This window comes from Massilia violaceinigra, assembly GCF_002752675.1.
Classification (GTDB): domain Bacteria; phylum Pseudomonadota; class Gammaproteobacteria; order Burkholderiales; family Burkholderiaceae_D; genus Telluria_A; species Telluria_A violaceinigra.
The window spans coordinates 2,091,435-2,107,491 of the sequence record NZ_CP024608.1 but is presented as its reverse complement, the minus strand read 5'-3'; the positions used below and the strand labels follow the sequence as shown (position 1 = coordinate 2,107,491).

Annotated in this window: 15 protein-coding genes; 4 read left to right on the top strand and 11 right to left on the bottom strand. The window is 64.3% G+C overall.

What is annotated here, in order from left to right:
* Nucleotides 1–22: 22 nt before the first annotated feature.
* Nucleotides 23–1,528, bottom strand: coding sequence for a dipeptidase (locus CR152_RS09440; RefSeq protein ID WP_099874690.1), 1,506 nt, complete (start codon nucleotides 1,526–1,528; stop codon nucleotides 23–25).
* Nucleotides 1,529–1,708: 180 nt separating this feature from the next.
* A complete protein-coding gene (locus CR152_RS09435) occupies nucleotides 1,709–1,996 on the bottom strand; it encodes a DUF378 domain-containing protein (RefSeq protein WP_099874689.1) in 288 nt (95 codons plus the stop codon).
* Between the two features lie 151 nt (nucleotides 1,997–2,147).
* Between CR152_RS09435 and CR152_RS09430 the strand changes: the two genes are divergently transcribed.
* Nucleotides 2,148–3,005, top strand: coding sequence for a pirin family protein (locus tag CR152_RS09430; protein WP_099874688.1), 858 nt, complete (start codon nucleotides 2,148–2,150; stop codon nucleotides 3,003–3,005).
* Here CR152_RS09430 and CR152_RS09425 read toward each other — a convergent pair.
* A complete protein-coding gene (locus CR152_RS09425; protein WP_099874687.1) occupies nucleotides 3,002–3,502 on the bottom strand; it encodes an Lrp/AsnC ligand binding domain-containing protein in 501 nt (166 codons plus the stop codon). The genes CR152_RS09430 and CR152_RS09425 overlap by 4 nt on opposite strands.
* 103 nt (nucleotides 3,503–3,605) lie before the next feature.
* Between CR152_RS09425 and CR152_RS09420 the strand changes: the two genes are divergently transcribed.
* Together CR152_RS09420 and CR152_RS09415 are read left to right on the top strand one after the other, a co-directional pair.
* On the top strand, nucleotides 3,606–4,895 hold the full coding sequence (locus tag CR152_RS09420) for a D-amino acid dehydrogenase (RefSeq protein ID WP_099874686.1): 1,290 nt from the start codon (nucleotides 3,606–3,608) through the stop codon (nucleotides 4,893–4,895).
* 360 nt (nucleotides 4,896–5,255) lie between these two features.
* Nucleotides 5,256–5,918, top strand: a complete 663-nt coding sequence (locus CR152_RS09415; protein WP_229413324.1) for a CCXG family PEP-CTERM protein — start codon at nucleotides 5,256–5,258, stop codon at nucleotides 5,916–5,918.
* 43 nt (nucleotides 5,919–5,961) lie between these two features.
* Here CR152_RS09415 and CR152_RS09410 read toward each other — a convergent pair whose 3' ends face one another.
* Complete coding sequence (locus CR152_RS09410; protein WP_099882131.1) at nucleotides 5,962–8,130, bottom strand: NHL repeat-containing protein; 2,169 nt, start codon at nucleotides 8,128–8,130, stop codon at nucleotides 5,962–5,964.
* A gap of 129 nt (nucleotides 8,131–8,259) precedes the next feature.
* On the opposite strand from CR152_RS09410, the gene CR152_RS09405 reads away from it, so the two are divergent.
* The gene (locus CR152_RS09405) at nucleotides 8,260–9,207 is read left to right on the top strand and encodes an SMP-30/gluconolactonase/LRE family protein (RefSeq protein ID WP_208640101.1); all 948 of its coding nucleotides are present in this window, start codon (nucleotides 8,260–8,262) and stop codon (nucleotides 9,205–9,207) included.
* Nucleotides 9,208–9,381: 174 nt separating this feature from the next.
* On the opposite strand, the gene CR152_RS33795 is transcribed toward CR152_RS09405, so the two are convergent.
* The 7 genes from CR152_RS33795 to CR152_RS09360 form a co-directional block, all read right to left on the bottom strand.
* The gene (locus CR152_RS33795) at nucleotides 9,382–10,050 is read right to left on the bottom strand and encodes a lysozyme family protein (RefSeq protein ID WP_208640100.1); all 669 of its coding nucleotides are present in this window, start codon (nucleotides 10,048–10,050) and stop codon (nucleotides 9,382–9,384) included.
* 8 nt (nucleotides 10,051–10,058) lie between these two features.
* Nucleotides 10,059–10,595, bottom strand: coding sequence for a PAAR domain-containing protein (locus CR152_RS09395; RefSeq protein ID WP_099874685.1), 537 nt, complete (start codon nucleotides 10,593–10,595; stop codon nucleotides 10,059–10,061).
* A 699-nt stretch (nucleotides 10,596–11,294) separates the two neighbouring features.
* Nucleotides 11,295–12,059: an OBAP family protein gene (locus CR152_RS09390; protein WP_208640099.1), complete on the bottom strand. Its 765-nt coding sequence runs from the start codon at nucleotides 12,057–12,059 to the stop codon at nucleotides 11,295–11,297.
* Nucleotides 12,060–12,280: 221 nt separating this feature from the next.
* Complete coding sequence (locus tag CR152_RS09385) at nucleotides 12,281–13,333, bottom strand: OmpA family protein (RefSeq protein WP_157778408.1); 1,053 nt, start codon at nucleotides 13,331–13,333, stop codon at nucleotides 12,281–12,283.
* A 158-nt stretch (nucleotides 13,334–13,491) separates the two neighbouring features.
* The gene (locus CR152_RS09375; RefSeq protein WP_157778407.1) at nucleotides 13,492–14,562 is read right to left on the bottom strand and encodes an OmpA family protein; all 1,071 of its coding nucleotides are present in this window, start codon (nucleotides 14,560–14,562) and stop codon (nucleotides 13,492–13,494) included.
* Between the two features lie 238 nt (nucleotides 14,563–14,800).
* Nucleotides 14,801–15,250 (bottom strand): OmpA family protein, encoded by a 450-nt coding sequence (locus tag CR152_RS09365; protein WP_167399878.1) that lies wholly within the window; start codon nucleotides 15,248–15,250, stop codon nucleotides 14,801–14,803.
* Nucleotides 15,187–15,870 carry a hypothetical protein gene (locus CR152_RS09360; RefSeq protein WP_157778405.1) on the bottom strand — a complete coding sequence of 228 codons (684 nt, stop codon included), beginning with the start codon at nucleotides 15,868–15,870 and terminating at the stop codon, nucleotides 15,187–15,189. Before CR152_RS09360 ends, CR152_RS09365 begins: the two co-directional genes overlap by 64 nt.
* Nucleotides 15,871–16,057: the final 187 nt, after the last annotated feature.

The following is a 16,057-nucleotide window of genomic DNA, read 5'->3' as shown; positions in this document are numbered from 1 at the left end:
CCGCCCGCGTGGCTGGTTGGCGCTATTTGGCCAGTTCGACCATGACAGCCGTGTACATCTGCAGGTTCAGCATCAGTTGCTTGACGGTGATGAATTCATGTTCGGAGTGGCCCGAATACACCGTCCCCGGCATGGTCGGGCCGAAGCTGACCGCGTTCGGGAACAGGCGCGAATTGGTGCCGCCGCCGATGGAAATCGGGCGCGGATTCTTGATGCCGGTGTAATAGGAAAACACGGACAGCAAGGTCGGCACCTGGGGGGCGCTTTTCTGCAGCCACGGTTCCGTGATTTCGACCTTCACGTCGGCCAGCGCGATGCGGCGCGCCTGCCACTGGGTCAGCGCCTCGTTCACTTCGCCGGTCAGCTGTTCGGTGCTCTTGCCTTGCGGACGGCGCAGGTTCACGTGCAGCGCGATACCGGCGTCGCCCTGCTTGATGACGGTCGGCGCCACCGTCATCGGCCCCATGAATTTATCGCGGTAAGCGATTTTGCCGAACTTTTCACCGTAAATGCCGGTCCCAATCAGGTCGTTGAGCAGATTGACCATGGCGCCGGCCGTGGTGTTCGGCCACGGCTGTACATTGAGCGCATCGGCCAGCATGCTGATCGCATTGACGCCGTCTTCCGGCTTGGACGAGTGCGCCGACAGGCCCTGCGCCTTGACCAGCAGCTGCTTGCCCTGGCGGCTGAAGGTGTAGCGCATGCCGCCCTGGGCGGTTGCGCGCTGGCGGATGCGCGCTTCCAGTTCCGCCGTGGCGTCCTCGATGGCGGCGCTGGCGTCTTCGGGAATCTGGCTGCCGAAAAAGCCGCCGCCGAAGGCAACGAGCGATGGCGTGCCCGCCGGCGCCGCTGCCTGCGCCGGCACCGTCACGCTGATCGTGCCGTAGCCCTTCTCGGCCGTCACCACCGGATACTCGGCGTCGAGCGTGATGTTCATCTGGGGCGGCTGGTGCGTCTTGAGAAACTCGGTCAGCGGGCCCCAGTCGGACTCCTCGGCCATGTACACATACAGTTCCAGCCGTTTCGACAGTGCCACTTTGCTATCCTTGATCGCCTTCATCGCGTACAGGGCGGTTGCGATCGGTCCCTTGTCGTCCTCGGTGCCGCGCCCGATCAGGCGTCCGGCCTCGCTCGTCTTGTCCAGCTCGAAAGGCGATTTTTTCCACTTGGATGGATCGACCGGCTGGATATCGCCGTGCGTGATGATGCCGACCCGCTCGCTGCCGCGGCCCAGGCCGATGACCATCACATAACCGTGGTCGGTGTAATCGAGGCCGAGGCGCTCCGCCTCGCTCTTGAGGTAGCTTTTGAAACCGAGATGCTGCGGATTGCGCTCGAACGGCACCGTCTTGTCGGCGACCGTATTGAAGCTGACCATCTTCGCCAGGCTGTCGATCAGCGCGGTGCGATAGGTTGCCGCCGCATGGGCGGCCGCGCGCAACGCCGCATCCCCCGGTGGCGGGGGAGCGGCGCCGGCAGCGGTGCTCAGGCAGCACAGCAGGCTGGCGAGGACGAACGAGTGGCGCATGGTGACGATCCTGGACGTTGGGTTTGCGTAACGTCAAAGTCTATCACCGCCGGCCGTCCGGCGCAGGCGCGGGCGCGCAGCGGCATACCATACGCGTGTCCGCAAGCGCGGGCCCAAGGGCGCGGCCCAAGGGCGTGGCCCAAGGGCGCGGCCCAAGCACGCGGCGCCAGCGCGGCAGCGCTAATGCTGCCGCGCCGCCATCTTGCTCAGCAGGTAAATACCGTACAGCGACGCGATGCCGACCAGCGCATACACCAGGCGCGACCAGATGGTGCGATCGCCGAACAGCGCCGCCACCAGGTCGAACTCGAAGGCCCCGACCAGGCCCCAGTTGAGGCCGCCGACGATCATCAAGACCATCGCCAACCAGTCCATGGCGGAAAAGTGAGTCGAGTGCAACGCGCTGCCGGAGTTGCGGCGTTCCGGAATGTGGCGGCGTTCGTTTGCGGGTGCGTTCATTGTTGCCATTACTGCCTCCTTGTGGTCTCCACCAGAATGGTGGCGTCCCGGTAGGACAGCAAACCGGGGCACAAAGTTTTCGCCATCGTGCAGGCCGACGCCGTGCGCGCGGCGCTTCGGGTATGGTGAGGGACAAAACCACCATCGAAGGAATGAGCCCATGAGCGAAAAAAGCATCAAGCGCCTGCATCCGGCGCAACGCGACGACATCGGCGACCTGCTGACCCAGCGCCCGCTGCCGGGCCCGTACGCCGACCAGATCGATCCCTTCCTGTTCCTCAATCATCACGGACCGCAGCATTACCCGCCGGGCAACCGCGGCCTGCCGTTCGGACCGCACCCGCACCGCGGTTTCGAGACCGTCACCTTCATCGTCGACGGCACGCTGATGCACAAGGATAGTGCCGGGCACGAAAGCATCATCGGCGCCGGCGGCGTGCAATGGATGACCGCCGGCAGCGGCATCGTGCATGCCGAAGTATCGCCGCCCGAATTTCGCGAGCATGGTGGACAGCTCGAAATCCTGCAGTTGTGGATCAACCTGCCGGGACGCCTGAAGATGACCGCGCCCGCTTACACGGGGCTGCAGCAAGGCGACATTCCGGGCATCGCGCTCGACGGCGGCAAGGTCGACCTGCGCCTGATCGCCGGCGAATGGAACGGTAACCAGGGCCCGGTGCATTCGCTGACCGGCGTCTTCATGAGCACGGTGGCGATGCGCGCCGGCGGCCAGTTGCACGTGCCGGACCTGCGTGCGCGCAAGGTGTTCCTGTATGTGGTGCGCGGCACCGTCGAGGTGAACGGCGACCGCGCCGACGCCTTCCATCTGGCCGAACTGAACGAGGAAGGCGACGCCCTCAGCATCATCGCCGAGACCGACGCCCTGTTGATCTTCGGCCACGCCACGCCGCTCGGCGAGCCGGTGGTGTCGCACGGACCGTTCGTGATGAATACGCGCGAGGAAATCCAGACGGCCATCGCCGACTTCGAGGCCGGGCGTTTCCAGACCTTGCGCTAAGGCTGGAGGAGCGCCTCGGTCGACAGCACCAGCGTCTCCTTGATCTCCTCCATCACCACATAGCTCTTCGACTGGGCCGCGCCGGGCAGCTGCAGCAGCATGTCGCCGAGCAGCTTGCGGTACTCCGCCATCTCGTGGATGCGCGCCTTGATCAGGTAATCGAAGTCGCCCGACACCAGATGGCACTCCTGCACCTCGGGAATGCGCAGCACCTCACGCCGGAACTGCTCGAAGGCCGAGGCCGACTTCTGGTTCAGCGTAATTTCCACAAACACCAGCAGTTTGGCGCCCAGCGCGGCCGGATCGACGCGCGCGTAATAGCCGCTGATGACATCGTCGCGCTCCATGCGCTTGACGCGCTCGATGCAGGGCGTGACCGACAGGCCAACCCGCTCGCCCAGGTCCTTCATCGAAATGCGGCCCTCGTGTTGCAGGATGCGCAGGATGTGGCGGTCGAGCTTATCGAGGCTGCGGGTCGATTCTTTAACGATTCGCATGAAATTCCACTAAATAAGTGCAGTTATACGTGAACAAAGCCTGGTTGAATCCCAATAATATAGCGGAAATTCTTGAATCCACATTTATTCTTCCGGAGAGACCATGCGTGTCGTCATTTTGGGCAGCGGCGTTATCGGCGTAACCACCGCCTACTACCTGGCCAAGGCCGGCCACGACGTCACCGTGCTCGACCGCCAGCCCGGTCCGGCGCTGGAAACGAGCTTCGCCAATGCGGGCCAGATTTCGCCCGGCTACGCCTCTCCGTGGGCCGCGCCCGGCATTCCCCTGAAGGCCATGAAATGGATGCTGCAGCGCCACGCGCCGCTGTCGATCACGCCCGACGGCACCACCTTCCAGCTCAAGTGGATGTGGGACATGCTGCGCAACTGCACGGCCGACCGTTACGCGGTCAACAAGGAACGCATGGTGCGCCTGGCCGAGTACAGCCGCGACTGTTTCAAGACCCTGCGTGAAGAAGCCGGCATCAGCTACGAAAGCCGGCAGCGCGGCACCATGCAGCTGTTCCGCACCGAACAGCAGTTCGCCAGCGCGGAAAAAGACATCAAGGTGCTGCAGGATTCCGGCGTGCCCTACGAATTGCTCACGCGCGACCAGCTCGGCCAGGCCGAGCCGGCGCTGGCGCTGGTCAAGGACAAGCTGGTCGGCGCCCTGCGCCTGCCCAATGACGAAACCGGCGACTGCCAGCTGTTCACCACGCGTCTGGCCGCGATGGCCGAAGCGCTGGGCGTGCGCTTTCGTTATAACGTCGCCATCGACCGCCTGGCGGTGACGGGCAACGCCATCAGCGGCGTGCATTGCGGCGATGAACTGGTGCAGGGCGATGCCTATGTGGTCGCGCTCGGAGCGCACTCGACGGCGCTGCTCAAATCGATCGTCGACATTCCCGTGTACCCGATGAAAGGCTACTCGATCACCGTGCCGATCACGGACGCCAGCAAGGCGCCGGTCTCGACCATTCTGGATGAGAGCTACAAGATTGCCGTGACCCGCTTCGACGACCGCATCCGCGTCGGCGGCATGGCCGAGATTGCCGGCTTCGACCAGCGCCTCAATCCGCGCCGCCGCGCCACCCTCGAAATGGTGGTCAACGACCTGTTTCCGGGCGCGGGCGACAGTGCGCGCGCCACCTTCTGGACAGGGCTGCGGCCGATGACGCCGGACGGCACCCCGATCGTCGGGCGCACCGCGCTGGGCAACCTGTTCCTCAACACCGGGCACGGCACGTTGGGCTGGACCATGTCGTGCGGCTCGGCGCAGATGCTGGCCGACCTGATGTCGGCCAAGCGCCCGGCGATCCGCTTCGACGACCTGTCGGCCGGCCGCTATCACGGCCGCGGCAGCGACGGGCGCCTCGACCTCGCCAACGCCTGACACCAAAAAATCCTACGACAGCAGTAAAAGCCCCTACAACCGGGGTCAGAGCTCTGATTAGCAATATTTTTGTTGCTGATTGGAGCTCTGACCCCGGTTGTAGGCGTTTGGAGGTCAGCCGTAGGAGTTGGGTTAGTTGTAAAACGTAAACACACTTGCGGACAATGTTTTTCCACCGCGCATCTATGTTATTCTTTGACTACTGTTCGTGCGCCGGATGACTATCCGGTACACCGTGATTCAGCGCCAGCACCCAGACTGACCGTCCATCGCATGCCTTGGACGCTCGTGCGGAGCGAAAACTCTCTTTCATCCCGACCGCGCACCGTTTGCGCGCGCGGTCCTTGTCCTGGAAAAAATATGAATAAGAAAATCTCATGGATGTTGGCTGCCGCTTCCATGGCGCTTGCAGGCAATGTCGGCGCAAGCACGATCGTGATCGAATCGGCTTCCGCCACCCCGTCCGGCATCCTGGCCGACGCGGCGGCCTATCGGAGCGCCGTCAACGGTGCGCTCCAGAGCGCCACCTACGCGAAAACCAGCGTCGATTCGTATAACAACATCACCCACGCCAGCCTGTTCGGCGGCAGCAGTAACTTCGCGCTCAAGTCGACCATCAGCTTCGGCGTGAGCGAAGCCAATGCCGGCCTGTGGCAATTTCGCGCAGGCGTCGATTTCGGCTACGGCGGCGCGCTGTTCTTGAACGACGTGGCGCTCGACTCGAAAAGCCACGATATGTGGTGGGACGGCCAGTACACCAATCCATCGCAGTATTTCGGTGCCACGGTGATCCTGGGCGTAGGCAACCACACACTGACGATCTATGGCTTCGAGGGATGCTGCGATGGCGCCCAGCAAGCGCAGTTCATGGCCCCAGCCGGCACGTTCACCAGCTTCAGCACGTCGGATAATCTCGTCAGCGCGGTCCCGGAACCGGAAACCTATGCCATGTTCCTGACCGGCATGGCCATGCTGGGGTTCATGACCCGCCGCCGCGATCGTCCGGCAAAAATCCGCGCCTGAGCAGCGGCCGGGAGGCCGGTCTCAGATCGGCCTCGCCTGCCCGTCACTCCACCGTGATCGGCAAATCGCGTCCGTTGAGCGCTTCGTTGCCGACGTAATCGGCCGCGAAGATGCGGATCAGATAGTCGCCCGGTGCCAGCGCGGCCGGGTCCCATGCCCCGGTCTTGGCCACGCCGTCGCGCACGGTGTTGGTCACCACATACAGGAACCGCGTCGTCGCGCTGCCGTACACGGTGATGCCGCTGTTGTCGGCGTACGCCAGCTTGACGCTTTCCGGGTCCGGCGGCAGCTTGTTGAATTCGATGTTGATCAGCGGCTTGTCGAAGCCGGCGACCGGCGTGCCGTCCGCCCGCAGCACCTGGTATCCAACCTTGTACAAACCCAGCTTGCGCCGCGCGGCATTGCCGTCGGCCTGGTCGTAGGCATCGACCACGATCCCCAGCGGCCCCGCCCCGCGCGCCACCATCACCCGCTTGCCCGGCTTGCGTGCCAGCGCCGTGCCCGCCGCGTCGACCAGCTGAATCTTGTCGATGCGCGGCGCCACCTGGTCGCTGAAACCCGTGAACGGCAGGGTCAGCGGATTGGCTTCCGCCCCGCCCGGCTGGTACACGAGGTGCACGTGAAACATGCGGTTGACCGTGCCGAGCGCTTCGCCCACATGGAAACGCGTGCCGCGCTTGACGCGCATGCGCGCCGCCTTGCCCTTCTCGTTGTCGAGCATGATGAAGCGCGCCGGGTCGAGCGGCGCATCCTTGACCGTGCGCCCGACCCGCATGTGGATGTAGGCCATGCTGTCGACGCTCATGCCTTCGCCGACGTCGCCGAAGGCCCAGTTGGGCACCGGGCTGCTGACCTTTTCGTCGGCCACCGCCAGCACCGGCACGCCCATGTTGGCCTGGACATCGAGGCCGCTGTGAAAGTGATGCCGGCTTTCGCCGCCGTAACTGCCGCGCACTTCACCGATCGTGCCGACCACTTCGTGGCGCTGGTCCTGCGGCTTGAACGGCCATGGAAAGCGCCCGGCCGCAACAGGCCGGGACGCCGTCGATGCCGCCGCAACCGGCGCGGTCCCCGTGGCGACCAGCGCCGGCGCCTTGGGCGCCAGCACCGCGGTCGCGCCATCAAGCCGCGGCGAGACCCGGTGCACGGTGCGCTTCACGGCATCGGCCACGTACAGCGCGCCGGCGCGGTCGAGCGCAATCGCACTCGGCCGGCTCAAGCGCAGCGACTTGTCGTCGCCGATTTCGATGTCGACGCCAATCCCGGTCAAGCCGCGCAAGCTGCCGTCGGGGCTGACCTGCAGGATGCGTCCGCGCCAGATATCGCCCACGTACAGAAAACCGTCATGCGTCAGCGCCAGGCCGACAGGGCGGCGCAGCAGCGGTTTTTCGGCGTCTTCCGGGGCAATCGCCAGGGTACTCACCAGCCCGTCCGGCGCCAGCTTGCGCACCGCGCCGTTGCTGGTGTCGGCCACATACAGGTTGCCGGTGGCGTCGGCCACGACCGAGGTGGGCGTGTCGAACTGGGCGGCGGCGGCCGGTCCGTCGACGTAGCCGGGGGCGCCGCCGGCGAGCGTGCTGACCGTGCCGTCGGGCGCGATCTTGCGGATGCGGTCGTTGTAAGTGTCGGCCACGTACACCACGCCGGCCTTGTCGACCGCCACGCCGACCGGTCCGTTGAACTGGGCCTCGGCCGCCTTGCCGTCGCGGTAGCCGGCCACGCCGGTGCCGCCGATGGTGCTGACCACGCCAAACGGCGTGATTTTGCGGATGGCGTTGTTGCCGGTATCGGCGACGAACAGGTTGCCGGCGCCATCGATGGCCATGCCGGACGGCGTGTGAAACCCGGCGGCGGCGCCGGTGCCGTCGGCAAAGCCTTCGCGCCCGCCGGCCAGGGTGGAGACGATGCCCTCGGGGGTGATTTTACGGATGCGGTTGTTGTCGCCGGCATCGGCCACGAACACGTTGCCGTCACGGTCGACCACCAGGCCGAAGGGGTCGGAAAAGCGCGCCTGCGCCGCGGCGCCATCGGCGAATCCGGCGCTGCCGCTGCTGCCGGCCACGGTGCCGATGCTCACCGGCCAGCCCAGCACGGTCGGCTTCGGTTTGATGCCGACCATGGCCGCCACTTTACGGACAGCCGGCTGCCCGCCCGGTTGCAGCGCGTACCAAATGCCGCCCGCGCCAATGGCGCCAATGGCCGCCGCTATCATCAGCGGCTTCGTGTATTTACCATTCAAACTCGTCACCTGGCTCAGCATTATCAAAACACGAAGCTTACCTCATCATCAAGTACACTAGGTGCCGGCCGGATGACCGGCATTTTTCCTGATCGGAGTTCCATGGATACCTCGACCCGGCTGGCGTGCGCGCTGGCCTTTGCCGCCTGCCAGGCGGGCCACACGGTGGCCGCCGGCGCGCCTCCGGCCACGCTGGAACGCCTGCACGTGGCCAGCGCCCTGACGGCGCCCCAATCGTTCACCTCCGGCGTGGAAGGTCCGGCGGTCGATCCCGCCGGTAATGTGTACGCAGTCAATTTCGCGCGCCAGCAAACCATCGGCAAGGTCAAGCCGAACGGCGAGGCCGAGGTGTTCGCGACCCTGCCCGGCACCAGCGTGGCCAATGGCATCCGCTTCGGGCCGGATGGCGCGATGTACGTGGCCGACTATGTGGAACACACGATTTACCGCATCGACCCGGCCAGCGGCGCCATCGCCGTGCATGCGCGCGAGGCCGCCATGAGCCAGCCGAACGACCTGGCCATCACGGCGGCTGGCGTCATCTATGCGAGCGATCCGGACTGGAAGAAGAATGCGGGGCGCGTGTGGCGCATCGATCCGGACGGCAAGGTCACGCTCGCGGCCGACCAGCTCGGCACCGCCAACGGCATCGACGTCAGCCCGGACGGGCGCACCCTGTATGTGAACGAGAGCGTGCAGCGCCATATCTGGGCGTTCACCATTGCGCCCGATGGCACGCTCGGCGGCAAGCGCCGCATCGCCAGCTTTGCCGATTTCGGGCTCGACGGCATGCGTGTCGATGTCGACGGCAACCTGTACGTAACGCGCATCGGCAAAGGCACGGTGGTCAAGATGTCGCCGCAGGGACGCATCCTGGCCGAGATTGCCCTGCCCGGCAAGAAGCCGAGCAATATCAGTTTCGGCGGACCGGATGGCCGCACCGCGTACGTGACCGAGGTGGAAAACGGGCAGCTGCTGCAATTTCGCGTGGCGCGTCCGGGACTGGAATGGCAGCAGCGCCAGGCCGGCGGCATCAAAGCGCAGCAGTAAGCATCAGGCCGAACAGGCGCTGGCGAGAACGATGGCGGCGATGCCGTGGCGCTGGCAACAAGGTAGCCAGGATACCGGCAGCGCTGCAAATGCAGGCCAGGAGAGCAATCATGGTGTGGCGATGCGCGCCGTGGCACAGCGCGGGGTGACGCCGCAGCGCAGAGGCCCGGCGGCTTAAGGGCGCGCTGGCGGCAGGTCCGGGCGCGACGGGCCGGATTTGCCGAGCGTGCCGTCACCGGCCTGCGGATTGATGGTGCCGCCGCACTCGCCGTATTTGTGCAGGAAGCTCTCGTACGCCGCGTCCGGCGCCGCAAAGCGCGCCTGGCTGCCTGGCGTTTTGGGCAAGCCCGGCCAGCAGGCCGAGACCATCACCAGCGTGGCGTCGATATCGCCGGCCTGGATTTTTCCCAGCACACCCAATCCCCGCAACACTTCCACAGCAATCAGTTCCTGCGTTTCGGCACAGAAGTCGGTCAGGTCCATGCGCACGCCGTACTCTTCCCATATCTCGCGCGTGATGCGGTACAGGCCGGCGGCGGTACTCTTGCCGTCGTGTCCAGGGCCGGGATGGGTGGAGAAATCGGTGAAGCGCCACGGGTCGCTGCGCCGGCCGCGGATGGCGCCATCGAGAAAATCGACGCCGCCGCCAAGGCTGTGGCACATCGCGCGCAGGAAGGCGCGGATGTTGGGCTGCTTGAGGTAGACGCGATTTTCTTCAAGCCGGCATGCTTTCTCGAGCCGGATGCGCACTGCCTTCGCTTCGGCTTCATCGGCCGGCGTGGTGCTCACGCGCGCCCGGTGGTGCAGGACGGCGCCGGACGGCGAAATGAGGGTCGCGCTCATGCTGCTTCCTAGACAAAGATCTCGACGGACTCGGGCACCGCAGTCGTCGACAGCAAGTGCGTGTAGCCGTAGCGGTCGGAGGTGCCGAATTCGAGCTGCCCGCTGGCGCGTACCACCGCGTATTCCTTGTGGACCAGCGGGTCGCCGGTTTCTTCGTCGAGCAGCACGAAGCGCTCATTGAAGCTGGGGCCGCGCGGCGTGCCACGGGAGGGGTAGGACGGGTCGCTGTCGTTGGTATTGGACAGGGCGCGCCCGGTATCCTTGAGCACCTGGCTGCGCATGATCTGCACCGGCAGCAGCTTGGGTGGAGGCGAGCAGCGGCAGGTGCACAAATCGTTTTCGAGTGCGACGTGTTTGCCGTCGGACATTTCGGGGATGCGCGGGCCGACGCACAGGATGCGCCCGGTCGCCTTGCATGCGGGACAAGCAACCAGGTCGCCCTCGAGTGCGATGGGCACGCCGTTGATGCAGCCGCTGCCGCTGGCCGACATGACGCGCCCGCCGGCGGTCGTGGTGGCCCCGAGGGTGATGGTGTAGCGCCTCATTGCGGCAGGCTCCGCGTGGCTGGACGGCGGCTGGCTCCTGCGGGAACGACGGGGTGGGAGGTCAGTTTCATGGCTCTTCCTTTGCGACGACATAAACAAGCTGGCGTTAGCGGCACCGGGGCGCCTGACATATGCCAAGGTTACGTTTCGACGCTATTGGAGGCTTGACATCGCTCAAGCAAACCATTGCTAGCTAGCAGGCTGAACAGGGCTGTAACTATTACCCATCGGTAGGCAATGGGCCACCTGGCTGGAGGCGCTGGGCAAACGACGCCAGCATGGCCGCGTCGCCGGTCGCCGCCAGGTGCCGCCGACGCGCGCTCACCGGCGCCGTGGGAATGCAGGCGCGCTGCGTGCGCATCATTTGCAGGGAACTTGCGGACAGCGCGCCAGACATTCATGAGCGCCGCCAGCATGAGGTCATCCTTGTCGCCGGCCCATGATGCTGCCAGAAGGTCGAGGCCTTAGCCTAAACCAGCCTGGTTCCGTGCGTGGTGGAGGCAGGTCTGCCCGCAACGCTTGGCGACGTTCGGGACGGGCGTAACCGGCTGATGCCGGCGATACGCTATGTGGCGGCAGATGCGCACATCGTGCAGGCGCATGCCACACCGCAGCTGCGCTGCAACCCGGGCCCATCGGCCAACTCGCCCCTGGCATGTAAGAGTTGTCCGTCTTTTATCTGATCGCCATGCGGGTCGCTTATTTGTTCGTCACGCCTGGAATCTCGCGCGTCGGGCGCGCGAACTTACCCTTGAGGTCGTCCGTGCCCGACTGCGGCTTGGCCAGTTTGGCGAGATCGGCGCGCTCCTTGCGGGTTCTGGCGGTGTCGAGCTTCATGCGGCGGTCGCGCTCTTCGACCAGGCCGGGCTGCGCTTCGCCGTCGCGGCTGAAGGACCACGCCAGCATGGGTTCGCCCATTGGCAGCTTGTCGTTCGGCTGGCCCATGTGGCCGGTATTCCATACGTGCCAGGTTTTGCCGTAGCTGTTCATCTTGGACTTCATCAGCGCTTTTTCGGCGATCTTGGGAATGCCGGGCGCCATCAGCTGGCCGCTGAGGATTTCGCCGTTGTGCGGATGCCAGAATTTCTTTTCCTCGGCCGGCAAGGTCTCGAACAAGGTCTCGGAAATGATGTACTCGACGCCGTGCATGTTCGCTTTTTTGGTGTTGCTGTCGAACAGGACGCACTGGGCGAAATCCTCGTTCATCTGGTGGCAATAATGATGCGCTTCCATCTGGTGTTCGGGATGGTCCTTCATGGGGTGGAAACCGACCAGATAGATATCGAAACCGGCGACCGGACTATTGCTTTGCAAGAGTTTGGCGCCGGCTTCGAGCGCGATGGTCTTGGGCGCCTTGTCGGCCCCCGGCGGCGTTTGCGCAGGCGCCACTTTTTCTTGCGCCCGGATTGGGGACATCGACAGCAGCAGGGCTGCCAGCGCCATGGAAAGATGCGTGCGTGTCATAAACAGCTCCCGAAAAGTGTGACGGCGTGGAGGTGCCCACGCCGTTTGTTCACTAATACGGTAGCGCAGCCGCGCGCTTTGCGCCACGCGTTACGGGAGCGACACAGATGATGCCGGAGTCAGGTCTTGGACGGTGAGGCAGCAGCAGGCGTGCAGATCCGGTCTATCTTCCTCGATGCCGCCCTCCGCGCCTAGTACTGCTTCGACGCCCCTTGCAGCGGTCAGCCCTTGACAACCTTGACCAGTTCGACGCGGCGGTTCTTTGCGCGCGCTTCGTCGCTGCCATTGTCGGTGAGCGGCTTTTCGGCCCCATGGCCGGCGGCGCTCAGGCGGGCGCTGTCGATGCCGTCGCTGACCAGGGCCTGCACCACCGCTTGCGCGCGTTCGCGCGACAAGGTCACGTTGCGGGCCTTGTCGCCAACGTTGTCGGTGTGGCCTTCAACCGACAGGCGCAGCGCGGCTTCCTTCTTCATCAGCGCGGCGATTTCGTCGACCGCCGGCTTGCCGTCCGGACGGATGGCGGCCTTGTCGGTGTCGAAGTTGATGTACAGCGCGACATGGCCCTTGCTGTCGAGTTCCGACTTCATGGCGGAGGCGGTCACGACCTTCACCGAAGAAGCGGTCTGTTTTTCCTCGACGGAAATGACATCCACAGCTTCGTCGCTCACCATCAGCACAATCCATTTCCGGCCGGTGGCGGTCGGCAAGAAATACGCCTCATAGGAATAGGTATGAAACTCATAGCGCAGCCTTTTATCGAGCTCGCTTTGATTGTCGCCATGGGCCGCAAGGAACGCACTGTCGTGCGGCTTGGCGGTATTGACCTTGATGCCCCCCATGTCCAGCACCGCCTTGGTGTAATCGCGCTGGGCCTGGAATTGCGAGATATTGGCCTTGTGCAAAGTGAAGTGGATGGCCCGGACACGCCCTTCGACCGCATGCACTTTATCGCCGAGGATCAGATGCACCTGGTCGAAATCGGACTCCTTGGTGCTGTAATACTGTTTATCCACGGCTGGCGGGTAATCGATGAACGGGAACGGTGGCACCGGCTTGGCGATAACAGCGATCTTGTCGAGGTCGACAACGGCGGCAGCGCTGGCCGCGGCCGGCGCAGGGGCCGCTGCCGGTGCGGCGGCCGGTTCCGGCACGCTCGCCGGTGCGCTTGCCACTGGCGCCTGCACCGCGTCGGCCGGGGCTTTCGGCTTGCATCCGCTGATGGCAAAGGCGAGCGAGATCGACAGGCAAAGAGCGGCGTTGAATTGTTTGGTCATGTCGTGCAATCGTAATGAAATGAATTGGCCTGGCGGTGCAGGAAAAAGTAAAAGAACTATATAAAGCAAGGCGTGCGGCCGATCTAGCGCAACGGTCATCGCAGCGCTTTACCGTGGCGCTCCGGTAGCGCGGCCGATTGCCGCGCCCGGACTGACGATCAGCCTTTGACGACCTTGACCAGCTCCACGCGGCGGTTTTTTGCACGGCCGTCTTCGCTGCCATTGTCCATCACCGGCTTTTCCGCACCATGGCCGGCGGCGCTCAGGCGGGCGCTGTCGATGCCATCGCTCACCAGGGCCTGCACCACGGCTTGCGCGCGTTCGCGCGACAGGGTCACGTTGCGGGCCTTGTTGCCCACGTTATCGGTATGGCCTTCTACCGACAGCTTCAGCGCCGTTTCCTTTTTCATCAGCGCGGCGATTTCGTCGACCGCCGGTTTGCCGTCGGGGCGCAGGGTTGCCTTGTCGGTATCGAAATTAATGTACAGCGCAATGTGGCCCTTGCTGTCGAGTTCCGACTTCATTACGGCGGCGGTCACCATGTTCACCGACGAAGCCGTCTGTTTTTCTTCGATGGACAGGATCCGCACGCCGCTGTCGTTGATCATGATGAGCATCCATTTGCGGCCCGTGGGGGTCGGAACGAAGTACACGTCATAGCTGCTGGAGTTGCCGTGGAAATCCAATTTCTTGTCCAGGGTATAGCGGTCGCCGCCATGCGCCTCCACGAATTTATCATCGTCCGGGGTGACGGTATTGACCTTCACGCCGCCCATGTCCACCGCTGCCTTGGTGTAATCGCGCTGCGCCTGAAATTTTGAAATCTTCGCAGCCGACAAATGGAACGAGATCAAGCGGAAGCGCCCTTCGACGGCGTGCACCTTGTTACCGACGATCAGGTGCTTTTGATCGAAGTCGGATTGCTCGGTTCTCCTGTCTCCCTCGGCGATGGCCGCCGGATAATCGATAAACGGGAATGGCGGCAGCGGCTTGGTGATGACCGCGATCTTATCGAGGTCGGCGCCGGCGCCGGTGCTGTCGGCCGCCGGCGTTGGCGTGGCCGCGGCCACTGGCGCTGGCGCTTGGGCAGGCGCCGCGGGCGCCACCACGGCCGGCGCGCTGGCGACAGGCGCCTCGGCTGGCGCGGCCGGTGGTTTCGGCTTGCATCCGGTCACGGCGAAGGCAAGCGAGATCGAAAGGCAAAGAGCGGCGTTGAATTGTTTGGTCATGGCGGGCAGTCGGAGCGAAAAAAAATGGGCCTGACGGTGCAGGGGTTTAAATAACGATTACATAAAAACAAGGCGATCATACACGGGTGTTAATCAATCGCAATCGGTAATAGCGGCGGCGTTTTACCGGTTCGCTTTGCCCTTGGCGGCAAGCGCACACCGGGCACATCGCCGGGTGCCGCCGGTGTGGTGGGACGGCACGGGGCGCGCCAGCGATGCCGCTGCGCGCCCCTGATGGTCATCCTTTGACAACCTTGACCAGTTCGACGCGGCGGTTCTTTGCGCGGCCCTCTTCGCTGCCATTGTCCACCAGCGGCTTGTCCGAGCCGTGGCCGGCGGCGTTCAGGCGGGCGCCGTCGATGCCGTCGCTCACCAGGGCTTGCACCACCGCTTGCGCACGTTCGCGCGACAAGGTCGCATTGCGGGCCTTGTCGCCCACGTTGTCGGTGTGCCCTTCGACGGACAGGTGCAGCGCGGTTTCCTTTTTCATCAGCGCGGCGATTTCGTCGACCGCCGGTTTGCCGTCCGGGCGGATCGCCGCCTTGTCGGTGTCGAAGTTAATATAGAGGGCCACCCGGCCCTTGCTGTCGAGTTCCGACTTCATGACGGCGGCGGTCACCATCTTCACCATCGATGCCGTCTGTTTCTCTTCGATGGACGTGACGCGCACACTGTACTCGTTGGCCATGATGAGCATCCATTTGCGGCCGGTCGGTGTCGGGAAAAATAGGTTTCGTAGCTGTAGTTTTCATTCGGATAATCCAGCTTCTTGGCCATGGCATCGGTGAAAGCGCCATTCACCTTCTCGAAGGCCTCGTCTTTCGGCTTGCTGGTATTGACCTTGACGCCGCCCATGTCGGTTGCCGCCTTGGCGTAATCGCGCAGCGCCTGGAAGCGCGACACCTTGGCATCGGCCAGTTCAAACACGATCCGCCGAAAACGCCCTTCGACGGCCTGCACCTTGTTACCGACGATCAGGTGCAACTGGTCGAAGTCGGACGCCTTGGTTTGCTGTTTCGGTTCGCCGATGTTTTCCGGGTAATCGACAAACGGGAACGGCGGCATCGGCTTGCTGATGACCGCGATCTGGTCGAGGTCGACGACGTCCGCGCTGGCGGACACCGGCGCCGGCGTGGCGGCCGGCGGCGCTGGCACCACGGCAGGCGGCGGCGCAGGGGCGGGAACGCTTGCCACGGGCGCCGGAACGGGCGCCGGCACGGATTCGACCGGTGGTTTCGGCTTGCATCCGGTGATGGCTAGGGCAAGCAAAATCGGCAGACAAAGAGCGGCGTTACGTTGTTTGGTCATGGCGGGCAATGGATAAAAAGGGATCGGCCTGGCGGTGCAGGGAAAAGTATAACGATTGCATAAAGACAAGCCGATGATACACGGGAGCTGATCCATCGCAACCGGTAATAGCGGCCGTGTTCTACCGGTTCGATCCGGCCGCGGCGGCAAGCGCGCGCAGGCCTTGCGCCGCTCGCCGCGCCAGGGC